Origin of the sequence: Paenibacillus pseudetheri (assembly GCF_924513355.1) — a bacterium.
GTDB lineage: Bacteria > Bacillota > Bacilli > Paenibacillales > Paenibacillaceae > Paenibacillus_AQ > Paenibacillus_AQ pseudetheri.
Map to the genome: position 1 here is coordinate 54,624 of NZ_CAKMAB010000011.1, position 18,552 is coordinate 73,175.

Sequence of the window (18,552 nt, forward strand, 5' to 3'; positions counted from 1 at the left end):
TGCTACAATGCAGACCCGTGGCGGTTTCTACTTCTACCTATTCTAAATTCCAGGAATGACATTGCGCTTATGCGCCGTTCTCCGGTAATAATTCTCGAGTTTCTCCGCTACCTCAGGGTTAACCTGTTTGCCTTCCAAATAATCGCTATTATCGTCATAAGTAATGCCCAGCTCGGTTTCATCCGTCTGCCCCGGCCATAAACCTGCCGTAGGTGCTTTAGTAACAATATCCGCAGGCACACCAATATGAGCAGCTAATTGACGAACCTGACGTTTGTTAAGTGTGGATAGAGGTGTAATATCTACAGCGCCATCTCCCCACTTGGTGTAGAAACCCGTAATGGCTTCTGAAGCATGATCCGTTCCTACTACAATCAGATTGTTCTCAAAAGAGAGCGCATATTGCATAACCATACGTGTTCTCGCTTTAACATTCCCCTTGCCTTGATGGGTCATATGACGATGTTGGCCCAAGGACTTCAGGCTATGCTCAACTTCAAGCGCTATTTCATTAACAGCTTCCTCAATATTAGTCTCCACTGTATGAGTCAGGTTAAAAGCTTTAGCAACATCATAACTATGCTGGATATCCTCTTGAACACCATATGGCTGGTATACGCCAAGCGTAATATACTCTGTGCCTTCCTGTGCCGACAGCTCGTCCGTAGCCTGCTTACATAGACCCGCAGCTACTGCGCTGTCCACCCCACCGCTAATGGCGATCAATAATCCTTTGGCACCTGCCTTCAACACGTACGACTTTAAGAAATCAACCCGTTTACGTACCTCTGCTTCTACATCAATCGTTGGCTTCACACCAAGATCAGCAATAATTTCTTCCTGTAAACTCACAAACCACACCCCGTTCCATCAGAAATGGTTCCATATCCATCAAAATATCCATACCAAGTGAAGCTCTATGCTTCTAAGTATATTCTATCCCATTATCGCTCTTATATTTTGAAAAATCCCGCAACAGCCGAATTACCGGCTGATGCGAGATTGTATGGAATAACTTTTTTACTTGCAAAAACGATCAAAAACTTCTTTCAATTCAGCAGAAATTTCAGCAGCCGAACGATTCTCAACACTATGACGTTCAATAAAATGAACGAGTTCTCCATCCTTCATCAAGGCGATGGAAGGTGAAGATGGCGGATAAGGAGCAAAATATTCACGTGCTTTAGCAGTGGCTTCTTTCTCTTGACCTGCAAACACTGTGAACAAGTGATCCGGAGCGATCTCATTTTGCAATGCCTGAGCTACACCAGGACGACATTGTCCAGCGGCACAACCACAGACCGAATTCACGACTACAAGCGCCGTACCTTTTGCGGTAGGAAGAGTGGCTTCCACCTCTTCTGGAGTCATAAGCTCCTGAAACCCAATGCTTGTAAGGTCATCACGCATAGGCTGAATCGAATCTCTCATATATTGATTAAAAGACATGGACATTTCTCTGCACTCTCCTTCACTAATTACTGTTTTGTCAGATAACATTACAGCAGTACTTACTAACTTTATTATACATTCATACTCTGTGAAAGCAAGAGATGCTACAGTAACCTGATTCAATCCGCAAGGATGGCTTCGCTATATTCTTCCTTTACTAAAGGGAATGAGATAGTAAATACCGTACCCTCTCCTTCTACAGAATCTACAGTTATTTTACCGTTATGCCGTTCCACAATACTGAGACACAAGGATAACCCTAGACCCGTCCCCTCCCTTTTTGTTGTGAAAAAAGGGGAAAACAACTTCTCTCGTTGACTTTCCGACATACCGATTCCTCTATCCCTTACAATCAGCTCCACTTTATCTTGAGTACTGTGTGTTTCCAGTGTCAGAATTCCCTTGGATCCCATAGCCTCCATGCCGTTGCGTCCTAAATTTAGGATAAGCTGCTTGATTTCCCGAACGTTCAACTCCAATTCATGGATGGATGCGTTCAGCTTTAGCTCAACACTTTGACCACGAAGATTAGCATCCGCCCACAGCAGCGGACTGACTTCTTCTATAACTCGGTGTAACAGAACCTTCTCCTTATCGGATATCCGGCTCTGCGCCAGCGATAGGAAATCATTAATAATACTATTCGCCCGATCCAGCTCCTCGAGCACGATCTGATAATAAGAATCCAAATCATCCGAGCTCTTTTCTCTCATTAGCTGTAAAAATCCACGAACTACCGCCATAGGATTACGAATCTCATGGGTAATTCCAGCTGCCATCTGCCCTACTAAACTCAACCGTTCCACATGATCCAGCTCTGAGCGGAGTTTCACTTCATCCGTAATATCCTGTGCAATGAGTACCACTCCACTCGTTAATCCTGAGTTCTTATGCATTAGTGGTGCTGAATAAATTTGATAGATCCGCGTTCCATGAATCATTCGCTCATGGGAACGCCGTTTATGCTGAATGTTATTCCGTACCCGCATATATGCATCAGCATCCGCTGAACCATTAAAAAATTCCCTAACCGGCTTGCCAATAATATCTTCCCTTCTCAAATTGGGATAATGAATTCGTGCCATCCCCAGCATACAATCATTGAGGTCGGTCACAACTCCATGATCATCCAGGGATATAATACTGAGAGGTACTACATTTGTAATCTGCTGCAGCTTCTCAGACTCCCACTGGAAATTATCACTTATACTTTCCATATGTACTTTAGCCCGCCAACTACTCCAGACCATTTCAACAAAATAAACAAAAACGCCACCTAGTGCGATAGTGCAAAATAGATACAATGTGATCAAAAGTGACTCGCTAGAATGGGCTTCATATATATTTTTCCCACCTATAATAGGTACAAGTGCAATGAACAACATATTCGGACAAAGGACCATCCATAACATACCTATCTTCTCTACCACTGTACCTTTCTTAAAAGGCTTAGCCAGCCCAAACAGCAGCGGATATAATAATATTCCTGAATTTAATATCATATTACTTATTCCGGTCGGCTCTGCAATGATTATATTGCAGACAAGAAAAAAGATGGACAGCAGAATGCCTGAACGTACAGTTCCATATAAAATACCGATATAAGCTGGGATCATTCCTAAATTCAAATAAACAATACCGAATAAAGTCGTCGAAAGAAGTGAGCATAGAATAAGACTTAACGTACACGCCAAAACCAAAAAAGTTTGATTATCCGGGAAACTACCTTTTTTTCGAGCCACAAGCCCTCGGTCCACCCACCACTGAATCAGAAAAAGAAAGGAGCATGCTGCCGATATTTGCAATAATATATCCTTAATTGCGCCAATAATTACAATCACACCCCAAAATGGACAAATTCCCCTACATGTCTAGATTAAAGCACAGGATCACTCTTCTGACAACGAATTATCACCAAGTGAGTGGACAAGACTGGTTACATGAGAGTCAGAATGGTATGATTCCGTTAGGAAAACACGAAATAACACCCGTGTCTTAACATGTAAAGGAGTAAAATTTCATGAGCAACTTCGATGTGATCGTCATAGGTGGCGGCCCTTCGGGATTAATGGCAAGCGTGGCCGCAGCAGAACACGGGGCATCCGTACTACTGATCGACAAGGGAGCTAAGTTAGGACGAAAGCTCGGGATATCTGGTGGCGGACGCTGCAATGTAACGAACGTCAAGGAGAGAGATGAGTTAATCTCCCATATCCCGGGAAACGGGCGGTTTTTGTATAGCGCCTTCGACCATTTTAATAATCAAGATATCATTGCCTTTTTTGAAGGCTTAGGCATTGCATTAAAGGAAGAAGACAACGGACGGATGTTTCCCGTCTCCGATAAGGCCTCCAGCGTCGTCTCCGCCTTAATCAACAAAGTACGGAGTCTAGGTGTGCAGATTATAACGGATACTCCTGTCTCACATGTAATATATGAAGAAGGGGCTGTTAAGGGCGTTCAGCTGGGCTCGGGTAAAACGATCTCCAGTGCTGCCGTAATCATCGCCACCGGAGGAAAGTCCGTTCCTCAGACCGGCTCTACTGGAGATGGATACCCATGGGCTGAAGCCGCAGGCCACACCATTACTGAGCTATTTCCGACAGAGGTACCGATAATTTCACGGGAAGAGTGGATTAAATCCGGTGAGCTGCAAGGATTGTCGCTACGTGATGTAGCACTTACTGTCTGGAATCCAAAAGGAAAGAAGGTCATTTCTCATCGTGGAGATATGATCTTCACCCATTTTGGATTATCCGGGCCAATTGCACTGCGCTGCAGTCAATTTCTGAAACAGGTCCAGCGTAAATCAGGGACTGACACTGTTGAGATGTCCATCGATCTCTTCCCTGATCAGAACTTACAAGAAGTGGAATCATTACTGCAGGACAAGCTGGATCTGGAGCCGAAGAAAGCGATCCGCAATTCACTAAAGGGGCTGCTGCCAGAACGTCTCATTCCCCTCTTGTTAGCTAAAGCTGACCTGGATGGAGATATTACGGGCCATCATGTATCCAAGAATGGGTTGCTTGCGCTAGCAGGTATCTTGAAAAGGATGCCAGTCTATGTTCACGGTACCCGTTCCCTGTCCGAAGCCTTTGTTACGGGTGGCGGCGTAAATCTGAAGGAGATCGATCCCAAAAGAATGGAATCTAAGCTTATGCAAGGGCTATTCTTCTGCGGAGAAGTACTCGATATTCATGGCTACACCGGTGGCTACAATATAACAGCCGCCTTCTCTACTGGATACACAGCAGGTAAACATGCCGCTGACCTTCGACTGAGCTAGGGCGTGTGTTCAAACTACAGAATGAGTCCAAAACATGGTAAAATGCCCACATGATAAGACGATACGAATTACACGATGATCAGTGGGATACCTAGAGGAGCCCTGCTTTGTATGGAACGAATCCGCCCAGAAACAATTTGATTGGTACGAACTGCCGCCTGCGGTTATTTTACGTTTCAGGAAAAGATAGTTGCATCAATTAGATGCTCTTATGTACCTGGGAGAGGATGAGGGGCCGTTATAATACGAAGGGATCTCAAGGCAAGAAAGAGCGCCAATGACGGCGCTCTTTCTTTTTGTTCGGAATGTCGGCTCATTTCGATCTGCACAGCTCACTGCTTCCCGCTTTGAGCTTGATAATGCAGTTATCGTTATTTGATTACGGTAATACACTCATCCGTACTGCTGCGCTCGATCAACGCCACGTTCCCGAGAAAGCGGACACCGTCCGCCTGAAGCACAGGATGCGAGGGGGCCCCCGTCTCATGGCGGATCACAACGAGATGCTCTATGCCTGGGTCCGGGAAACGAATGCGAACCGCTTCCGCAGCGGCCGCAGAAACCTGCTTCCCGCTGTGATCACAGACGTCGATCGGCTCTACCGTAGGCCGGGCGTCGTTGCCTGGCGGCTGCGGGAAGAGCAGAGATATCATCGACGTAAACCCTTTGGCGCGGCATGTATACGTTAGCGATCGATTCGGCAGAACGCGATTATATTCATAAGAAATCCATCCGTCGTTCACCGTTGTTGCCAGTCGCTCAGGATGAGCCGGAATAATGCATAGGTTCGCGCCCGCTCTATCGAGCGTTTGGCAGGAGCCATCGAGGTGGTTCACCGCAATGTCGTCGAGCGCAAAATGAAAGTACTGCGTGAACGTATGCTCTTCCTTGCAGTCGAAGCTATCAATCAGTATCCAATATCCTGCGTTCTTCACAAATATGATCCGTCTTAACGGATCGACCCGATCCGGCAAATGGCGGTATCCGGTATGGCCGCCTTCCACATAGTCGAAGCCAGGCTTGGATATCCACGTCACATCGGTCGGATGGGCAACACGCCCGAAGCCCCATGTATCGAGGATCTCCGTGAAATCAATACCATCGACAAGCGTTGTATTATGCGCACTGCATTGCTTGAGCGAGCGGCGAAGCGGCTTGGCGTCGCTATAGTTGTAGCGTCCGGCATCCATAAGCAGATCTTTGCCGTAGGCGTGCAGGTCGAAATGCAGCATATCGGCATGGCCGTGCCCGCCGCCCAGAAACCCGCAGTGAAAATATGCGTACAACGCGTCCCGTTCCCAGTCCGAGCGCATCGCATAATTGCCCGACTGCCTGAAAGGAAATGACAGGTGCGGCGGCGGCTGAACCTCAAGCGCAGCGAACGCCTCAATTCCTTCTGATCCGTAGTTCCACACGCTGTCAAAATCCAGATGATCATACGCGCCAAATTTCAATACGCCATCGCGCAGCAGAACCGCACCCGCCGTCAGCATATCACGCAAGTCGTTATCGTCGCTGTCTCCTTGCATCGGCTGATGGCCGTTCGGTTTCGCCATGTACAAGTCGGCGTACATCATTTGGCGTACCGCGTCTTCAATGGCCGGCTCCACCTTTAAGCTGTTCTTGCGGCATAAGCTCATCGTGTCCGCATAACAATGCAATACCTCGTTGTGGTACATCGGCGATTGCTCCCAGTGCATGCCTTCCTTCGTAACTTGCAAGCGTGTCGTTTCATTCAGTCTGACGACACTCAGCGCTCGCCATTTCATCGCTTGCTTAAACTCTGGCGCAAAAACCGACAAGCCAAACAGTCCGTGATTTTCAAGAACACCCCAATTGCTCGTTCGTTTCCAATCGTTGAAATCAGCGACAATATATTCGCCATGCTCATGCAGCGAGATTAGCATCTTTGCCAACCGCTTAGGCGTAAGGTGCGAGCTGTCCTTAATATATTTAAAAGCTTTGATCCAATTCCCGCAGCGCAAGCCAGCTTCGATAGAGCGCCAGGCTACATTCTCCCTTGTCGGCCTGGCCGGAACGGGATTGCGGTCGATCCAATCCTCCATTTGGCGGCAGAGCGTCTCCGCAAATCTCTCTTCGCCGGTAAGCACGTAAGCCTGACCGAGTGCAATCCAGTAGCGATGACGGTTTAACATATACGCCCACTCCACATCATGGTCGGGAACCTCGTCCCAGCGGATCAGACCGTCGAATGTGACCGGAATGTTCGTTCGTTCCATATCCCAAGGGAATTGAAAAACGAACGTCTGCCCGACAACCTCGTCGGCCGTTCGCAACGCCAGCTCCATCGCCTCGCTGCAATGCCTCCGCACATAATCGGCCAGTACATCGGTATCCTCGGCATCATAATACAGCCGGGGCGATGTCCGAGTGGCATAATGGCTTCGCAGCGCAGCATAGGCTTCTTCTTCATCGCCTCGGGCAAGCGCCGCTTGAACGGCTTCCAAACCTTCGGCTTCCAAATTGAGCAAACTCCATAGATCGGCCTTCATGTTATTCGTACCAATATCCTTTCAATCCCTTGTCCATTCTCAGCAGCGCTTCCAAATAATAATAATCGCCCCAGATCATATAATCGTCCGGCGCTGCATTGCCGCGGACGTAATACGATCCATGCTTGAGCAGCCCTTCCGCACCAGGATCGCCGACCGTCGAATAGTTTCGGACGAGCGATTCCATCGACTGCGTCAAGCACTCCTCAAGCGCGGCGCGGCCTTTATCGCTGTCTTCGAGATGAGACAAAAGCTCAAGCAAGCCTGCCGCCACAATCGCCGAAGCGGAGCTGTCGCGATAGGTCTGCGGGGTAATCGGAGCATTGAAATCCCAGTACGCGACATGATCCTCAGGCAAATTGCGGCAATAATAATGCGCCATACGTTTAGCCGTCTCAAGATAGGCCCCATCTCTTGTATAACGGTAAGCTAGCGCAAAACCATAGATGCCCCAGGCTTGCCCGCGGGCCCATGTCGAACCGTTATGATAGCCTTGATGCGTCGCGCCGCCGCTCGGCTCGCCCGTCGACGTGTCGAACACGAATGTATGATACGAGCTGTCGTCGCCGCGTACGAGAAACCTCCGGCTTTGATCCGCTTGCTTCACGGCGACTAGGCGGTAACGTTCGTCACCTGTCTGTTCATAAGCCCAGAACAACAGCGGCAGGTTGAGTAAACAATCGATAATCATCCGTCCGCCGTGCTGCGGATCCCCTTGCAGCCCCCAAGCTTGGATATATTCCCCTTTTTCCCGCCAACGACGCAGCAGCACATCGGCCGCCCGCAGCGTCAAGCGCCTTGCTTCCTCGTCTTTTTCGACGATCCACTGCGCCTTCGAGGACAAGGAATAGAGAAAACCGATATCATGATGATCGAGCACGGTGTGCCGATCCATGCGTGTTCGGAAGCTGTTCACCGTCAGACGAGCCGCATCGCGGAACATCTCATCGCCTGTGTATTCATAGCAGAGCCACAGCATGCCGCTCCAGAATCCGTTCGTCCAATCCTCATTATCATTCAATTCATATTTGCCGCTTGAACTGACATGCGGGAAACGGTTGCCAAACCGCTGCACATTGTCTCTGGTCTTCTGTATTGCATCTTCAATTGCCTGTTTCCACATTGGGAACATCCTCCTTCTTTCATGAAGTAGATGGACCGGCTTTCACCGGTCCATCCGTGGTGAATCTTATTGGCTAAGAACGCCTAACAAGCGTTTCAGCATCGCCGCTGCTTCCGCACGGGTCGCCACCTTCGTCGGGTTCAACGCCTCATTGGCATCCCCCAGAACTAGACCCCCTTGCACGGCTGCGGCAATCGAATCAGCACTCCATGCTGCAACCTGATCCCCGTCGGTAAACCGCTCAAGGCTGCTGACGGTGCTGTCCTTCATCCAATCAGGATGGGCTGTACGCACAGCACGCGTGAACATTGCCATGATCTCCTGACGGGTAATAGTATCATCGGGCTTAACGCTTCCGTCCTCGTAACCGCCGATCATACCTGCTTCATATGCCTGGTATATAGTTTCCTCATACCACTTGCCACTCAGCTCGGCTGCGTCCGAGAACGAGTGCTTCACCGGAGCATTTGTTAATCCTAGACCGCGAACCAGCATACTTGCCAGCTCGGCGCGGGTCGTGAGCGCATTTGGATCGAACGTATCGGCCGTTTTACCATGAATAAACAGCTTCGATCCCAAATATTCCGCATCGTTCTTCACCCAATGATGCTGAACATCAGCAAACGTCTTCACATGCTCCATCAATAAATACGTTACGCCAGGTATCGCTTGAAACGTCGCTTCTACACCATGCTCGGTCTGCATCAGCTTCATCGGGACCGGAACGAACGAATTACGCTCGGCATCATAGCGGACGCCGGCAAGATGATTCAGATCCGTCGGCATCGGCGACGATAATGTTATCCCGATCTTGCCTGTAATGGCCTGCTTCGACAGACCAGGCTTCTCCACTGCCTCCGTCAACGTAACCTGCTGCGGAGAAACAATGAGCTTGGCATCCATTGAAGCTATCACGTCTGCCATCGCTCCATTCGTCACATCTGCCGGACGATCTAAGGCAATTCTAAGCTTATGCCCATTTTGTCCTGCAGCCAACTGACGGAGGGGAATCGTGACAGTCATGCCGTCCGCCTGTAATACGAAGGCTGCATTGCCGTTCTGTTTTTGCAGCATCGTAATATCGGCGTAAGCGATGTCGAATGCAAGCCGCCCGTCGACCGAGCGCGGATGTATGATGATGCGTCCCGCTTCAAGCTGCTGTACCGTACTTACGACGCGTACGCCTTCGCCGATCATCGCTTGCACATTTTTATCCGGCGTGTTCGTCACAGACCCGGACGTACCAGACGATGAGCTCGAATCGGAGTTTGAACTCGGGCTTGGTACTGGACTTGGTACTGGACTTGGTACTGGGTTTGGTTCCGGGCTTGGTCCCGGGTTTGATCCTGGGTTTGGTCCGGGATTCGGGCCTGGGCCTGGATTCGGATCTGGCTGCGCTTCGACGACAATGGTTGTCACCGCTTTGAAACCGCCATCCAGCGTCGTAGCCGTAATCTCTGCCGTACCTTCCTGAAGTCCAGTGACGATTGCTTTACCATCCTCGACCCTCAAAGAAACGATTGCCCGGTGCGCCGGATCGACCGTCCAGACGACCTGCTTGTTATGCGCGTTATCCGGCTTCACCGTTGCTTGAAGCGATGCCTTATCGCCTACCTTTAACTTCGCCGCATGGGGTTCTATCTCGACATCAGTTACTAGAATCGTCTCCGGTGCCTTTAGTTCGACTTCCAAATAGGGCGCCAATGCTCCACTTTCCTTACTCTTGACTTGCGAATTCCATGCCGAGCTCCCGACTTTCTGCTCTTGCAGCGCCAAACTCAGCACCCGGTCACCTTGCCATTCCGCAAGCGCCGCAGCAGTTACGTCAATACCGCGCCATTTCCATGCGCTATCGAATGTCGTTGTCGCTAGAGCATCGCCAAACAAAGGTTTATTATTCCATGTCATTTCCTGCTCTTTCCACACGTCGTCTTCTACCTTATGCGCACCAATCGTCGCAGTCGTTGCCGCCGTGGCCTTGCTGTCATTAATGGCGCCGTGGATATGCAGCACCGCTGACTCGAAAGCTTGGTCAATCCCATTCAGATCGAATTTCAGGAATGATTGCTGTGTATATCCAGCGCCGCCGTCGCGAACTTAAATCGGATTTTTTGTTCCAAAGTTGACAGCCGCCGAGTTTCCGTCGCGTACAAACGTATCTTCCGCCACCGCAATGACCCGCTTCTCGCCTTTCGCCGGCTGTGCGGCTTCCAGGTCGATCGTTTGAGACGGATCGATTCTGAACTTGACCTTATGGCTTGCGCCGATCGAGCCTTGCGTGTTCACTTCCAAGCGCACATAAGGAAAGGTCTGCAATACGTTCACGCGCTCATCTTTCTCCAAAGTCTCGAACGCGATTCTCCCAAGATCAACGACGACTTTCGCTTGCTTCTGCGTCGGATCGGCGATCGCAACGGTCCATTCGTCGCCGTTCTCCTTCATTGTTATGGAAATCGGCTGATCCGTCCGGACATCGCGGAACGCGTCCGCTTCCCAAAAGTTAATCGCTGTCACGCCTAGACCTTTATCCCTCACGGCATGAACCCGCCCGGTATTGCTAAGCACCTTAATATCCGGCCGAGCACTGTAATTCTCCGTTTGTTCTTTTGTTTTTCCAGGGAGCACTACATACGCATACGTTCCGGCTTTTGGTGCCTGACCATGCTCAATCGCCAATGTCATATAATTGCGGGTCACCGGATCGACAGGACCCTTCGCGTGAATATCGCGCCATGAGCCCGTGCGTGCTTCCCTTTTGGCAACGATATCCGTGGCAGCAGGGAAAATATACCCCACATCCGAGCCCGGCACGTTTCCTTCGAGATGAGCCCATTCCACACCAGGCAGCTTGTCCTGCCAGCCAAGCTCTTGCGGCTGCTCCACCCCATTCACTGTTAACATATTCGACCCCGTTGCCGAAAGACGCCGGTTTTCCACAATAGTCTCGGTCATCTTCGCCTCGGAGCTGCTGATATCAGACCCTAGCGCCACCACCTCGTCATCGAACAGAAACCACGACTTTTTGCCCTGGAGCGTGCTTCCGGTGCTTTTGTCCAACGAGAACGCCATTCCAACCGCGCCGTAAGCCTGATCGAGCGTCGAACCGCCGACCCAATCCTTGCTGTTCATATAATACGCCCAGTCCTTCGGTGTCTGGTAGGAACCGTCCGTTGTCGTTCCAGGCAGCCGGTACATATCTACAGTCGGCCAATATTGATCGCTATATTGCTTCAAATCGTTATTATATAAGCTGGTCATGCCGATGCCGGTATACCAGCCCTTCTTGTTCTCCCCGTTCCCATACTCGAATGCGGATATCCGGTCGGAGAACAGACTGATGCCAAAGCCGAATCCCGGACGCACATGTATGGCGCGGTCCATGCCGGCAAACATCTGCGTTCTCGTCAGGTCATCTTTTGGCGTAATGCTTGCATCCTCCATTAATGTCTTCAGGAGATTGATATCATACAATGACAACCCTTTATAGTAGTTATCAAACGTCGTATCGGCTTGAACCCAGGCCTTCACCATCCGCTTGATGGTTGCCGCATGCTCTGGCGGAGCGCCTTCGGCTAACCTTAAAAGCGTCGTGATGACCGCTCTCCCTGTCAAGTGATCCGAATCCTCGGCACGCGAAATGCTGCGTCCTTTGACCATATCCATTATTGCGCCTTTATAAATTAATGGTTCGAAAACTTGGCTGGCCCAGCGATAGACGTTCTTGGCATTCGGATCGGTCAGCTCCCATGGCGAGCTTGCGAACAGGTAGAACAGATCGGCCATCCTTCCCATCAGCACCGCTCCGTACCCGCCGGTATAAGCAATGTTGAAATGCTGCACTAACGAACCGTCTTCATAAATGCCGTCTCCGCTCTTGACATACAAGAACTCGCTTGTCATCGCATCGCGGCCTTGCTCGACCTTGGCGCCTGCCTTGCCGACAACTCCGCGCAGTGTAACGACGAGTGCTTTATCCAGCAGATTTGCTCCCGTCTCCACGACTGAGGGATTTGCCACCCTTTTTTTCGGGTCGGGTACGAACTTGTCAATAGCTTTGAGATACTTGTCGATCTGGGCTGGCGTCAAATCGTCGTACATCAGAACAAGAATGTCCATCAGCGCCTGCGGCGCTCCGATTTCCCAATCCCACCAGTTGTTGCTAATTGTCTTCGTCTCGTTATATTGATAGGTGTGCATCCATTCGAGCGCACCGATAATATCGTTCTTCAACGCCTTGTTATGATACAACGCCGAACCTTCGATCGAATAAGCTAAGGACAAATCGCGAATGATGCCGTATGCCCAAGAAATACGCCAACTGTCGGTAGAATACGTGTAAATAACATCATCCCACAAATACGTACGATCGGGCGCTTTATTCAGCTTGTCCCACCGTCCCGTAAGCTCCGCATTCGTCATCCGTTTCATTAGCGCTTCGATCCCGGCAGCAACATCCTGATCGTTCATATTCAAGCCTTGGCCGCCAACCAGTTTGCTGCGCCATTTCTGACGAACGGTTTCATAGCTTTCCTGCAAGGCATCCGACTCCACGCTGATATAGCTTGTCGCCGATAATCTGCCATCTTTTGTCGCCGCCGTAATCATTGCAGACCCATAATCATGAGCGGTTACCTGGCCGTCATAGACGGAGGCAACGACCGAATTCGACGATCTCCATACGATTTCCCGATCAGTCGCATCCGCCGGCGTTACAATCGGACGAAGAAGATAGCTGTCATCCTTCCCCATCGTAACCAGAACAGGATCAAGCGCCAAGGCCGTAATGCCTTTCCAGGCCGTCAACGAGAGGTCGTCCAGCCAGACATTTCCCGCTGCCCTATCGAGGAACATCTCGATGAGGATATATTGGCCATTCGCAGGAACGGTCACTATTTTCTCTTGCTGGGTCCAGTCCATCATTCCTTTGATATAAGGAGTGGCGGGACCGTCTGCGATTTTCTTTTTATTGCTGTCCTGAATTTGGGTACGAATGTACACACCTTTATCCGACACGACGTTATCCAGCTTCAGCCATGCGCTTAGCTTATAGGTCTGCCCTGCAGTTACAGGAGCCAGCGTGAAAATTGAAGTTCTCGCAGTTGCCTGATGCTCGATCTGAACGGACTTCTGTCCAGAATGATACACAGCCCCAGTAACCGATACTTTTCCTGTCCCCTCGGCCAGCCAAGTGTTCCAGCCTGTCGGCTGGACACCGTCAACCCAATCCTTATGACCTGTAGTATTCACGGTTTCGAAACTCCCGTTCGCCACTGTATCCTCCGCTGCGGTGTTCGCTGAAGCCACTCCATGATTGGCGGGAAAACAAGACAAGATAAGCTGCAAGGTCATGCTGCAAGCCAATACCGTTGATAGATGCTTTTTGTATTTCTTCATCCGAATTCCCCTCTCATCCATCTGTCAGTCGTTACCCCAGATTCGGCTGATCTGTCAACAGGACACTTGGCTCATTCGTCCCGTGCAGTTCGAAGATAACGATCTCATTGTCCCCTTCCCGCAGCAGCGGGCCCGGAACGTAGAGCGCCTTCTGGGGGCCAGCCTCCCAGTAACGGCCAAGGTTGAAGCCGTTCACGAACGCGACACCCTTCGTCCAGCTTTCCAGCTCCAGGAACGTATCGGCAATGTCGTCTACACGGAATGTTCCGCGGTAGAACACGGGACCTGTCTCCGTCATATGCTCCGCCGCCGCGATTGGCTTAAATTGCAGCTTCAACAAGTCGTCCAGCGGCAGCGTATGAATCGTCCAGTCGAACAGGAATGGAAATCCGAGTCGAACCCCTTCTGTGATGCCTTTGCAATCCCGCAAATACGGGCCATAATTCGTCCGTCCCATGTTCTCGACAAGGATACGCAGTTCCACGCCCTCTTTCGGTACGGTAAATTCGATGGACTTCGGGTCCCAGCGCTCGATAACACCCTTGTATTCACCATCGATGAACACAAGCGCGCGATCGTGTACATCTTGCAGCTCCAACGAACAAGCGGCTCTCGGCCCGGATATGCGCGTAGTGTACAGAATGAATCCATAATTCTGTCCCAGCTTCTCCATCGGCTCCGGGCAGGTGCGCTGTACCGGATCAGATAACAAATCGAGAGAAGCGAACAAAGCCGCCTGCCCGCTCATCCGTACTTTCCCGTAGTTCTTCTTGGATACAGGCTCCGGCAGCGGAGCCGGCTCGATATCGAAATATTTCTCAATCAATCCTTTGACCAGAACATATTTCTCCGTAATGTCCCCCCACTCTGTCAGCGGGCTGTCATAGTCGTAGCTCGTCACCGTTGGCTCGTATTTGCCGTGGTTATTCGCTCCGTTATAGAATCCAAAGTTCGTGCCGCCGTGGAACATGTAGAAGTTGACGGAACCGCCCGCCTTCAGCATATCCTCGAACACGTTCGCGGCATCCTGCGCCTCGCGCGTATGGTGAGGTTTACCCCAATGGTCGAACCAGCCGTTCCAATACTCCATACACATTAGCGGCATGTCCGGCTGCACCTGCTGCAAGCTATCGAATGCCTCCGACGCACGCGAGCCAAAGTTCACCGTTTCGAATACGCCAGGAATCATCCCGCTCTGGAGCATGAAATCTTCCGGCCCGTCCGATGTGAACAGCAGTACGTCCATACCGCGCGCAATCATGCCGCTCTTCAAATATTCCAAATATTTAAGATCGTTGCCGTAGCTCCCGTACTCGTTCTCAATCTGCATCGCAATAATCGGCCCGCCGTTCGTGCATAACAGCGGTTTCAACATCGGCAGCAGCACATCGTAATAGGCGTCTACCTTCGCAAGAAACTTCTCATCGTAGCAGCGCAGCCGCAGGCCGTCCTCGGCGAGCAGCCACGCGGGCAAGCCGCCAAACTCCCATTCGGCGCAAATGTACGGGCTAGGCCGCACGATAACGTGCAAACCGACCTCCGCCGCCGTTTCGATGAACTTCACGATATCGAACATGCCTGTAAAACAAAACTGCCCTTCCTTTGGCTCATGCACGTTCCAAGCCACATATGTCTCGACCGTGTTCAATCCACAAGCCTTCAGCTTCTGTAATCGATCCTTCCAATATTCCGGCACGACGCGGAAATAATGAATGGCTCCCGACAGGAGCTGAATCGGCTTGCCTTCATAGGCGAAACGATCCCCTTGAATTGTAAAAGATGCCATACGACTCTTCCCTCCGCTTTCCTCTCAACGTGATCACTGCAAATCTGCTTAATATACCGAAAAGGACCGGATAATCGGCCGGTAGACGCTTTCCAAGCAGCGAAGCCGGATCTGTGAAGCGTCAATCCCTTCGAGCCGGTCAATCTTCTTATGTCCGATCGCGCTGCCTCGCACCACCTCAGTCCATTGTTCCTTGTTCTCGCTCCAAGCCTCTAGTACATAGGCAAGAATCCGTTCCCCATGCGCAATGTCTTCCATAATGACGGCATAATGGACGGTTTGCTCTCCCGGCAGCTTCAACAGAAGGCAATCCCCTTCCCCAGCCGTCTGTGCTAAGGGATACGAGAATCTGCGGCGGATTTCCGCACCGAACTCTTGTACGCGATCCACGTCGGAATCGGGGAACAATCCGCGATTGTCAGGCGCGACATTAAGCAGCAGCGTGCAGCCGTGACCCACCGATCGCTCGTAAACGTCCATCAGATGCTCCAACGATTTCAAGCTGCTTTCGTCGTTCGGGTGCCAGAACCAATGCTTCTTCCGAATGGGAACGTCGCATTCGGCAGGCACCCAGTTCGGAGTGTCCGGCAGCCATTGCAGCATTTCCTGCGTAAACATGCTCGCTCGCGCGCTCTCCGCTTCGTTCCAGCACGGATACGGAGCGGTGCCGTCTTCGTTGCCGACCCAGCGGATGGTCGGTGCCCCCATATTGAACATCATGGCACCGGGCTGATACTCTTTCACTATATCCACAATGCGCCGCCAGTCGTATTCACGGCCTTCCGAACCTGCTCCGTCGAACCACAACTCCACTAACGGGCCGTAATTCGTTAACAGCTCCGTAAGCTGTGCGATATAGAAATCATTGTAAGCGCCGGGATCGGCATAACATGGCTCATGACGATCCCACGGCGACAAATAGATACCGAACCCCAGGCCTGCTTCGCGGCACGCCTCGGCGCATTCCTTCACAACATCACCTTGTCCGTCTTTCCAAGGGCTCGACTTCACAGAATAATCGGTCGTCTTCGTCGGCCATAGACAGAAACCGTCATGATGCTTGGCTGTCAGAACGAAATAGCGGAACCCGGCTTCTTTCGCCGTGCGTACCCATTGTCCCGTGTCGAGAGACGTCGGGTTGAACAATGCAGGAGAGTCCAAGCCCTCCCCCCACTCTTGATTGCAAAACGTATTGATTCCAAAATGACAGAACATACCCATCTCGAAATCTTGCCACTGCAGTTGCTGGGCGCTTGGCACCACCAATGACTTGCTGTCCATCATAACCACTCCATCGTTAACTGTGTATTTGAATTTGCTGATTGATTTCCTCGCGCTTGCAAATATACCACTCTGTCTCTTGCGGATAGGTATTCAGCGTAATTTCATAGCCTAATCCTTCCTCCAGCAGCGACACGACCCGCTCGCGTCCGATCTTCGTCTCGAGCAGTTGCAGCGCCCGCAGATCTTGCAGCGCTTCTGTCAGCACTTCCAAACGAATGGATTCAATCGGTCCGTCTTCTCCGGGATAGACGAGATAGGCATCGCCGGACGGGAATCCTCCGCCGGCATCCGTTACCGTGAACGGATCAATCGGATACTCGGAGAACTGCGCATACCAGAAGTTATAGCCCCAATGCAGAAATCCCGCCAATTGCAGCTTATAGATCTGCATGCCCAGCACACGATTGCGCGACGACGGCATATTAAAAAAGCGATTCGACACTTGCTTATACTGGGCGCAGCAATAGTACGTCCACAAGTCTTCCACGCCGTGATCCAGGAACGGCTGCATATCGTTGCTGGCCGGTATCGGATTGCGAATCAATCCGCTCTTATAAAATTCGAGATCGGACAAAGCATCCACAATCGGATAATCCCGCAAATACGGCTGGATCAATTCGAAGGCCGCGCGGTACGTGTCCATGTCCTCTAGCTTCGGTTCATCCGATAAATGAAAATACACCCGCTGCTGTATGCCGTTCTCTTCAACAAACCGCACGAGCTCCGTCAGGAACAACGAGATAAATCGAGTGTACTCCGGGTCGGCCGAATCGGTATGCCACCCGAATAGCTGTTCTTCCTTGCCATCCACGGTCGCCATAATTTTCGGAGCGTGCTTCGCTCCCCATTGTGTGAACAAATGGGAGAATTCAAAGTAGGTCATGCCCAGCCGATCGCAAAGATCGATCCACCGCTGCAGCCGGTCAAAACGGAAGCGGTACGTTCCTTCGGACATCTCCACATCAACAAGCTGTACAGCCGGGCGGGACCCGCCTACAGCCGTGTCAAGCGGAGGCGTAAACAGCGGGGTCAGAATCATATTCATCCCGTGTTTTACGGCTGTCTCGATAAATTGCCCGATACGCCGCCAATGCTCTTCGCTGAAAATATCGGTCTTATAATATGTTGCGATGCAGTCCGTATGAAACCACTCCGTATGCTTGAGAGTCTGCTCCGGCAATGTTGCGGCAATCACTTCCAGCACAAACGTTTCCCGGCCCACTTCTTCGCCCTTTTTCAGCTCAAACACGATATCGATATCGTAAGTGCCCGGCTTTGTCTCCGGCGGCAGTTCCACGGTCACCCAAACAGACCGCCATTGGTTCGGATAGCCGGTAATCCCTTTAAGCGGATTCAGCAGCATTAGCAAGTCCGGGTACAATCCGGGCGTTCGCCGCAGCACATGATCGTCCGCATCGTGGTAACAAGCCAGGTTCGAAGGAACCAGTTCAACCGAACGCACGGAAATTGGCGCTTGCAGCGCCGATTCGGCAAATACGTGCAACGGACGTATAAGTAGCGATGCGCGGTAGGCGACCTGGAAAGAGTACATTTCCCCGCGCAACGATGAGCCTCGTCCATGTATGGGAGCTTGCAATTCCTCATCGGCAAACACTTTGACCAACGAACTGATCTTTCTCGTCTCCATTCTTGTTGCTGCTTCCACTAGCACCCCTCCTCTTATAGAAAAAACCGGCAAGTTCAACAAAAG

11 protein-coding genes and 1 pseudogene are annotated in these 18,552 nt (G+C 51.0%); 1 reads left to right on the forward strand and 11 read right to left on the reverse strand.

What is annotated here, in order from left to right; genetic code table 11:
- Positions 1-42 precede the first annotated feature (42 nt).
- The 3 genes from nadE to L1028_RS12485 form a co-directional block, all read right to left on the reverse strand.
- Positions 43-852 carry an ammonia-dependent NAD(+) synthetase gene (nadE, locus tag L1028_RS12475; protein WP_042184646.1) on the reverse strand — a complete coding sequence of 270 codons (810 nt, stop codon included), beginning with the start codon at positions 850-852 and terminating at the stop codon, positions 43-45.
- Positions 853-1,020: 168 nt separating this feature from the next.
- Positions 1,021-1,455 carry a BrxA/BrxB family bacilliredoxin gene (locus L1028_RS12480; protein WP_060626847.1) on the reverse strand — a complete coding sequence of 145 codons (435 nt, stop codon included), beginning with the start codon at positions 1,453-1,455 and terminating at the stop codon, positions 1,021-1,023.
- A 116-nt stretch (positions 1,456-1,571) separates the two neighbouring features.
- Complete coding sequence (locus tag L1028_RS12485) at positions 1,572-3,194, reverse strand: two-component system sensor histidine kinase NtrB (RefSeq protein ID WP_234534249.1); 1,623 nt, start codon at positions 3,192-3,194, stop codon at positions 1,572-1,574.
- A 278-nt stretch (positions 3,195-3,472) separates the two neighbouring features.
- Between L1028_RS12485 and L1028_RS12490 the strand changes: the two genes are divergently transcribed.
- The gene (locus tag L1028_RS12490; RefSeq protein WP_234534250.1) at positions 3,473-4,741 is read left to right on the forward strand and encodes a BaiN/RdsA family NAD(P)/FAD-dependent oxidoreductase; all 1,269 of its coding nucleotides are present in this window, start codon (positions 3,473-3,475) and stop codon (positions 4,739-4,741) included.
- 371 nt (positions 4,742-5,112) lie between these two features.
- On the opposite strand, the gene L1028_RS12495 is transcribed toward L1028_RS12490, so the two are convergent.
- The 8 genes and pseudogenes from L1028_RS12495 to L1028_RS12525 all read right to left on the reverse strand — a co-directional run bounded on the left by L1028_RS12495 (position 5,113) and on the right by L1028_RS12525 (position 18,489).
- Positions 5,113-7,254: an alginate lyase family protein gene (locus tag L1028_RS12495; RefSeq protein ID WP_234534252.1), complete on the reverse strand. Its 2,142-nt coding sequence runs from the start codon at positions 7,252-7,254 to the stop codon at positions 5,113-5,115.
- A gap of 1 nt (position 7,255) precedes the next feature.
- Positions 7,256-8,377 carry a glycoside hydrolase family 88 protein gene (locus tag L1028_RS12500; RefSeq protein WP_234534253.1) on the reverse strand — a complete coding sequence of 374 codons (1,122 nt, stop codon included), beginning with the start codon at positions 8,375-8,377 and terminating at the stop codon, positions 7,256-7,258.
- Between the two features lie 66 nt (positions 8,378-8,443).
- Positions 8,444-9,574 carry an S-layer homology domain-containing protein gene (locus tag L1028_RS31480; RefSeq protein WP_341482539.1) on the reverse strand — a complete coding sequence of 377 codons (1,131 nt, stop codon included), beginning with the start codon at positions 9,572-9,574 and terminating at the stop codon, positions 8,444-8,446.
- A gap of 225 nt (positions 9,575-9,799) precedes the next feature.
- Positions 9,800-10,456, reverse strand: a pseudogene (locus L1028_RS31285) (CBM96 family carbohydrate-binding protein); the annotation flags it as partial.
- Between the two features lie 18 nt (positions 10,457-10,474).
- Positions 10,475-13,771 (reverse strand): polysaccharide lyase family 8 super-sandwich domain-containing protein, encoded by a 3,297-nt coding sequence (locus L1028_RS12510; RefSeq protein WP_234534255.1) that lies wholly within the window; start codon positions 13,769-13,771, stop codon positions 10,475-10,477.
- A 31-nt stretch (positions 13,772-13,802) separates the two neighbouring features.
- On the reverse strand, positions 13,803-15,557 hold the full coding sequence (locus tag L1028_RS12515; RefSeq protein ID WP_234534257.1) for a glycoside hydrolase family 35 protein: 1,755 nt from the start codon (positions 15,555-15,557) through the stop codon (positions 13,803-13,805).
- A gap of 48 nt (positions 15,558-15,605) precedes the next feature.
- Entirely contained in the window at positions 15,606-16,838 is a 1,233-nt protein-coding gene (locus L1028_RS12520; RefSeq protein ID WP_423803037.1) for an alpha-L-fucosidase, read from the reverse strand.
- A gap of 16 nt (positions 16,839-16,854) precedes the next feature.
- A complete protein-coding gene (locus tag L1028_RS12525) occupies positions 16,855-18,489 on the reverse strand; it encodes a DUF4091 domain-containing protein (RefSeq protein ID WP_234534427.1) in 1,635 nt (544 codons plus the stop codon).
- Between the last annotated feature and the right edge of the window lie 63 nt (positions 18,490-18,552).

What these genes read in the sequence shown, in the direction of transcription:
- L1028_RS12480 (WP_060626847.1), bottom strand. Translation starts at nt 1,455, where the DNA reads ATGTCCATGTCTTTTAATCAATATATGAGAGATTCGATTCAGCCTATG.
- L1028_RS12490 (WP_234534250.1), top strand. Translation starts at nt 3,473, where the DNA reads ATGAGCAACTTCGATGTGATCGTCATAGGTGGCGGCCCTTCGGGATTA.
- L1028_RS12495 (WP_234534252.1), bottom strand. Translation starts at nt 7,254, where the DNA reads ATGAAGGCCGATCTATGGAGTTTGCTCAATTTGGAAGCCGAAGGTTTG.
- L1028_RS12500 (WP_234534253.1), bottom strand. Translation starts at nt 8,377, where the DNA reads ATGTGGAAACAGGCAATTGAAGATGCAATACAGAAGACCAGAGACAAT.
- L1028_RS31480 (WP_341482539.1), bottom strand. Translation starts at nt 9,574, where the DNA reads ATGATCGGCGAAGGCGTACGCGTCGTAAGTACGGTACAGCAGCTTGAA.
- L1028_RS12510 (WP_234534255.1), bottom strand. Translation starts at nt 13,771, where the DNA reads ATGAAGAAATACAAAAAGCATCTATCAACGGTATTGGCTTGCAGCATG.
- L1028_RS12515 (WP_234534257.1), bottom strand. Translation starts at nt 15,557, where the DNA reads ATGGCATCTTTTACAATTCAAGGGGATCGTTTCGCCTATGAAGGCAAG.
- L1028_RS12520 (WP_423803037.1), bottom strand. Translation starts at nt 16,838, where the DNA reads ATGGACAGCAAGTCATTGGTGGTGCCAAGCGCCCAGCAACTGCAGTGG.
- L1028_RS12525 (WP_234534427.1), bottom strand. Translation starts at nt 18,489, where the DNA reads ATGGAGACGAGAAAGATCAGTTCGTTGGTCAAAGTGTTTGCCGATGAG.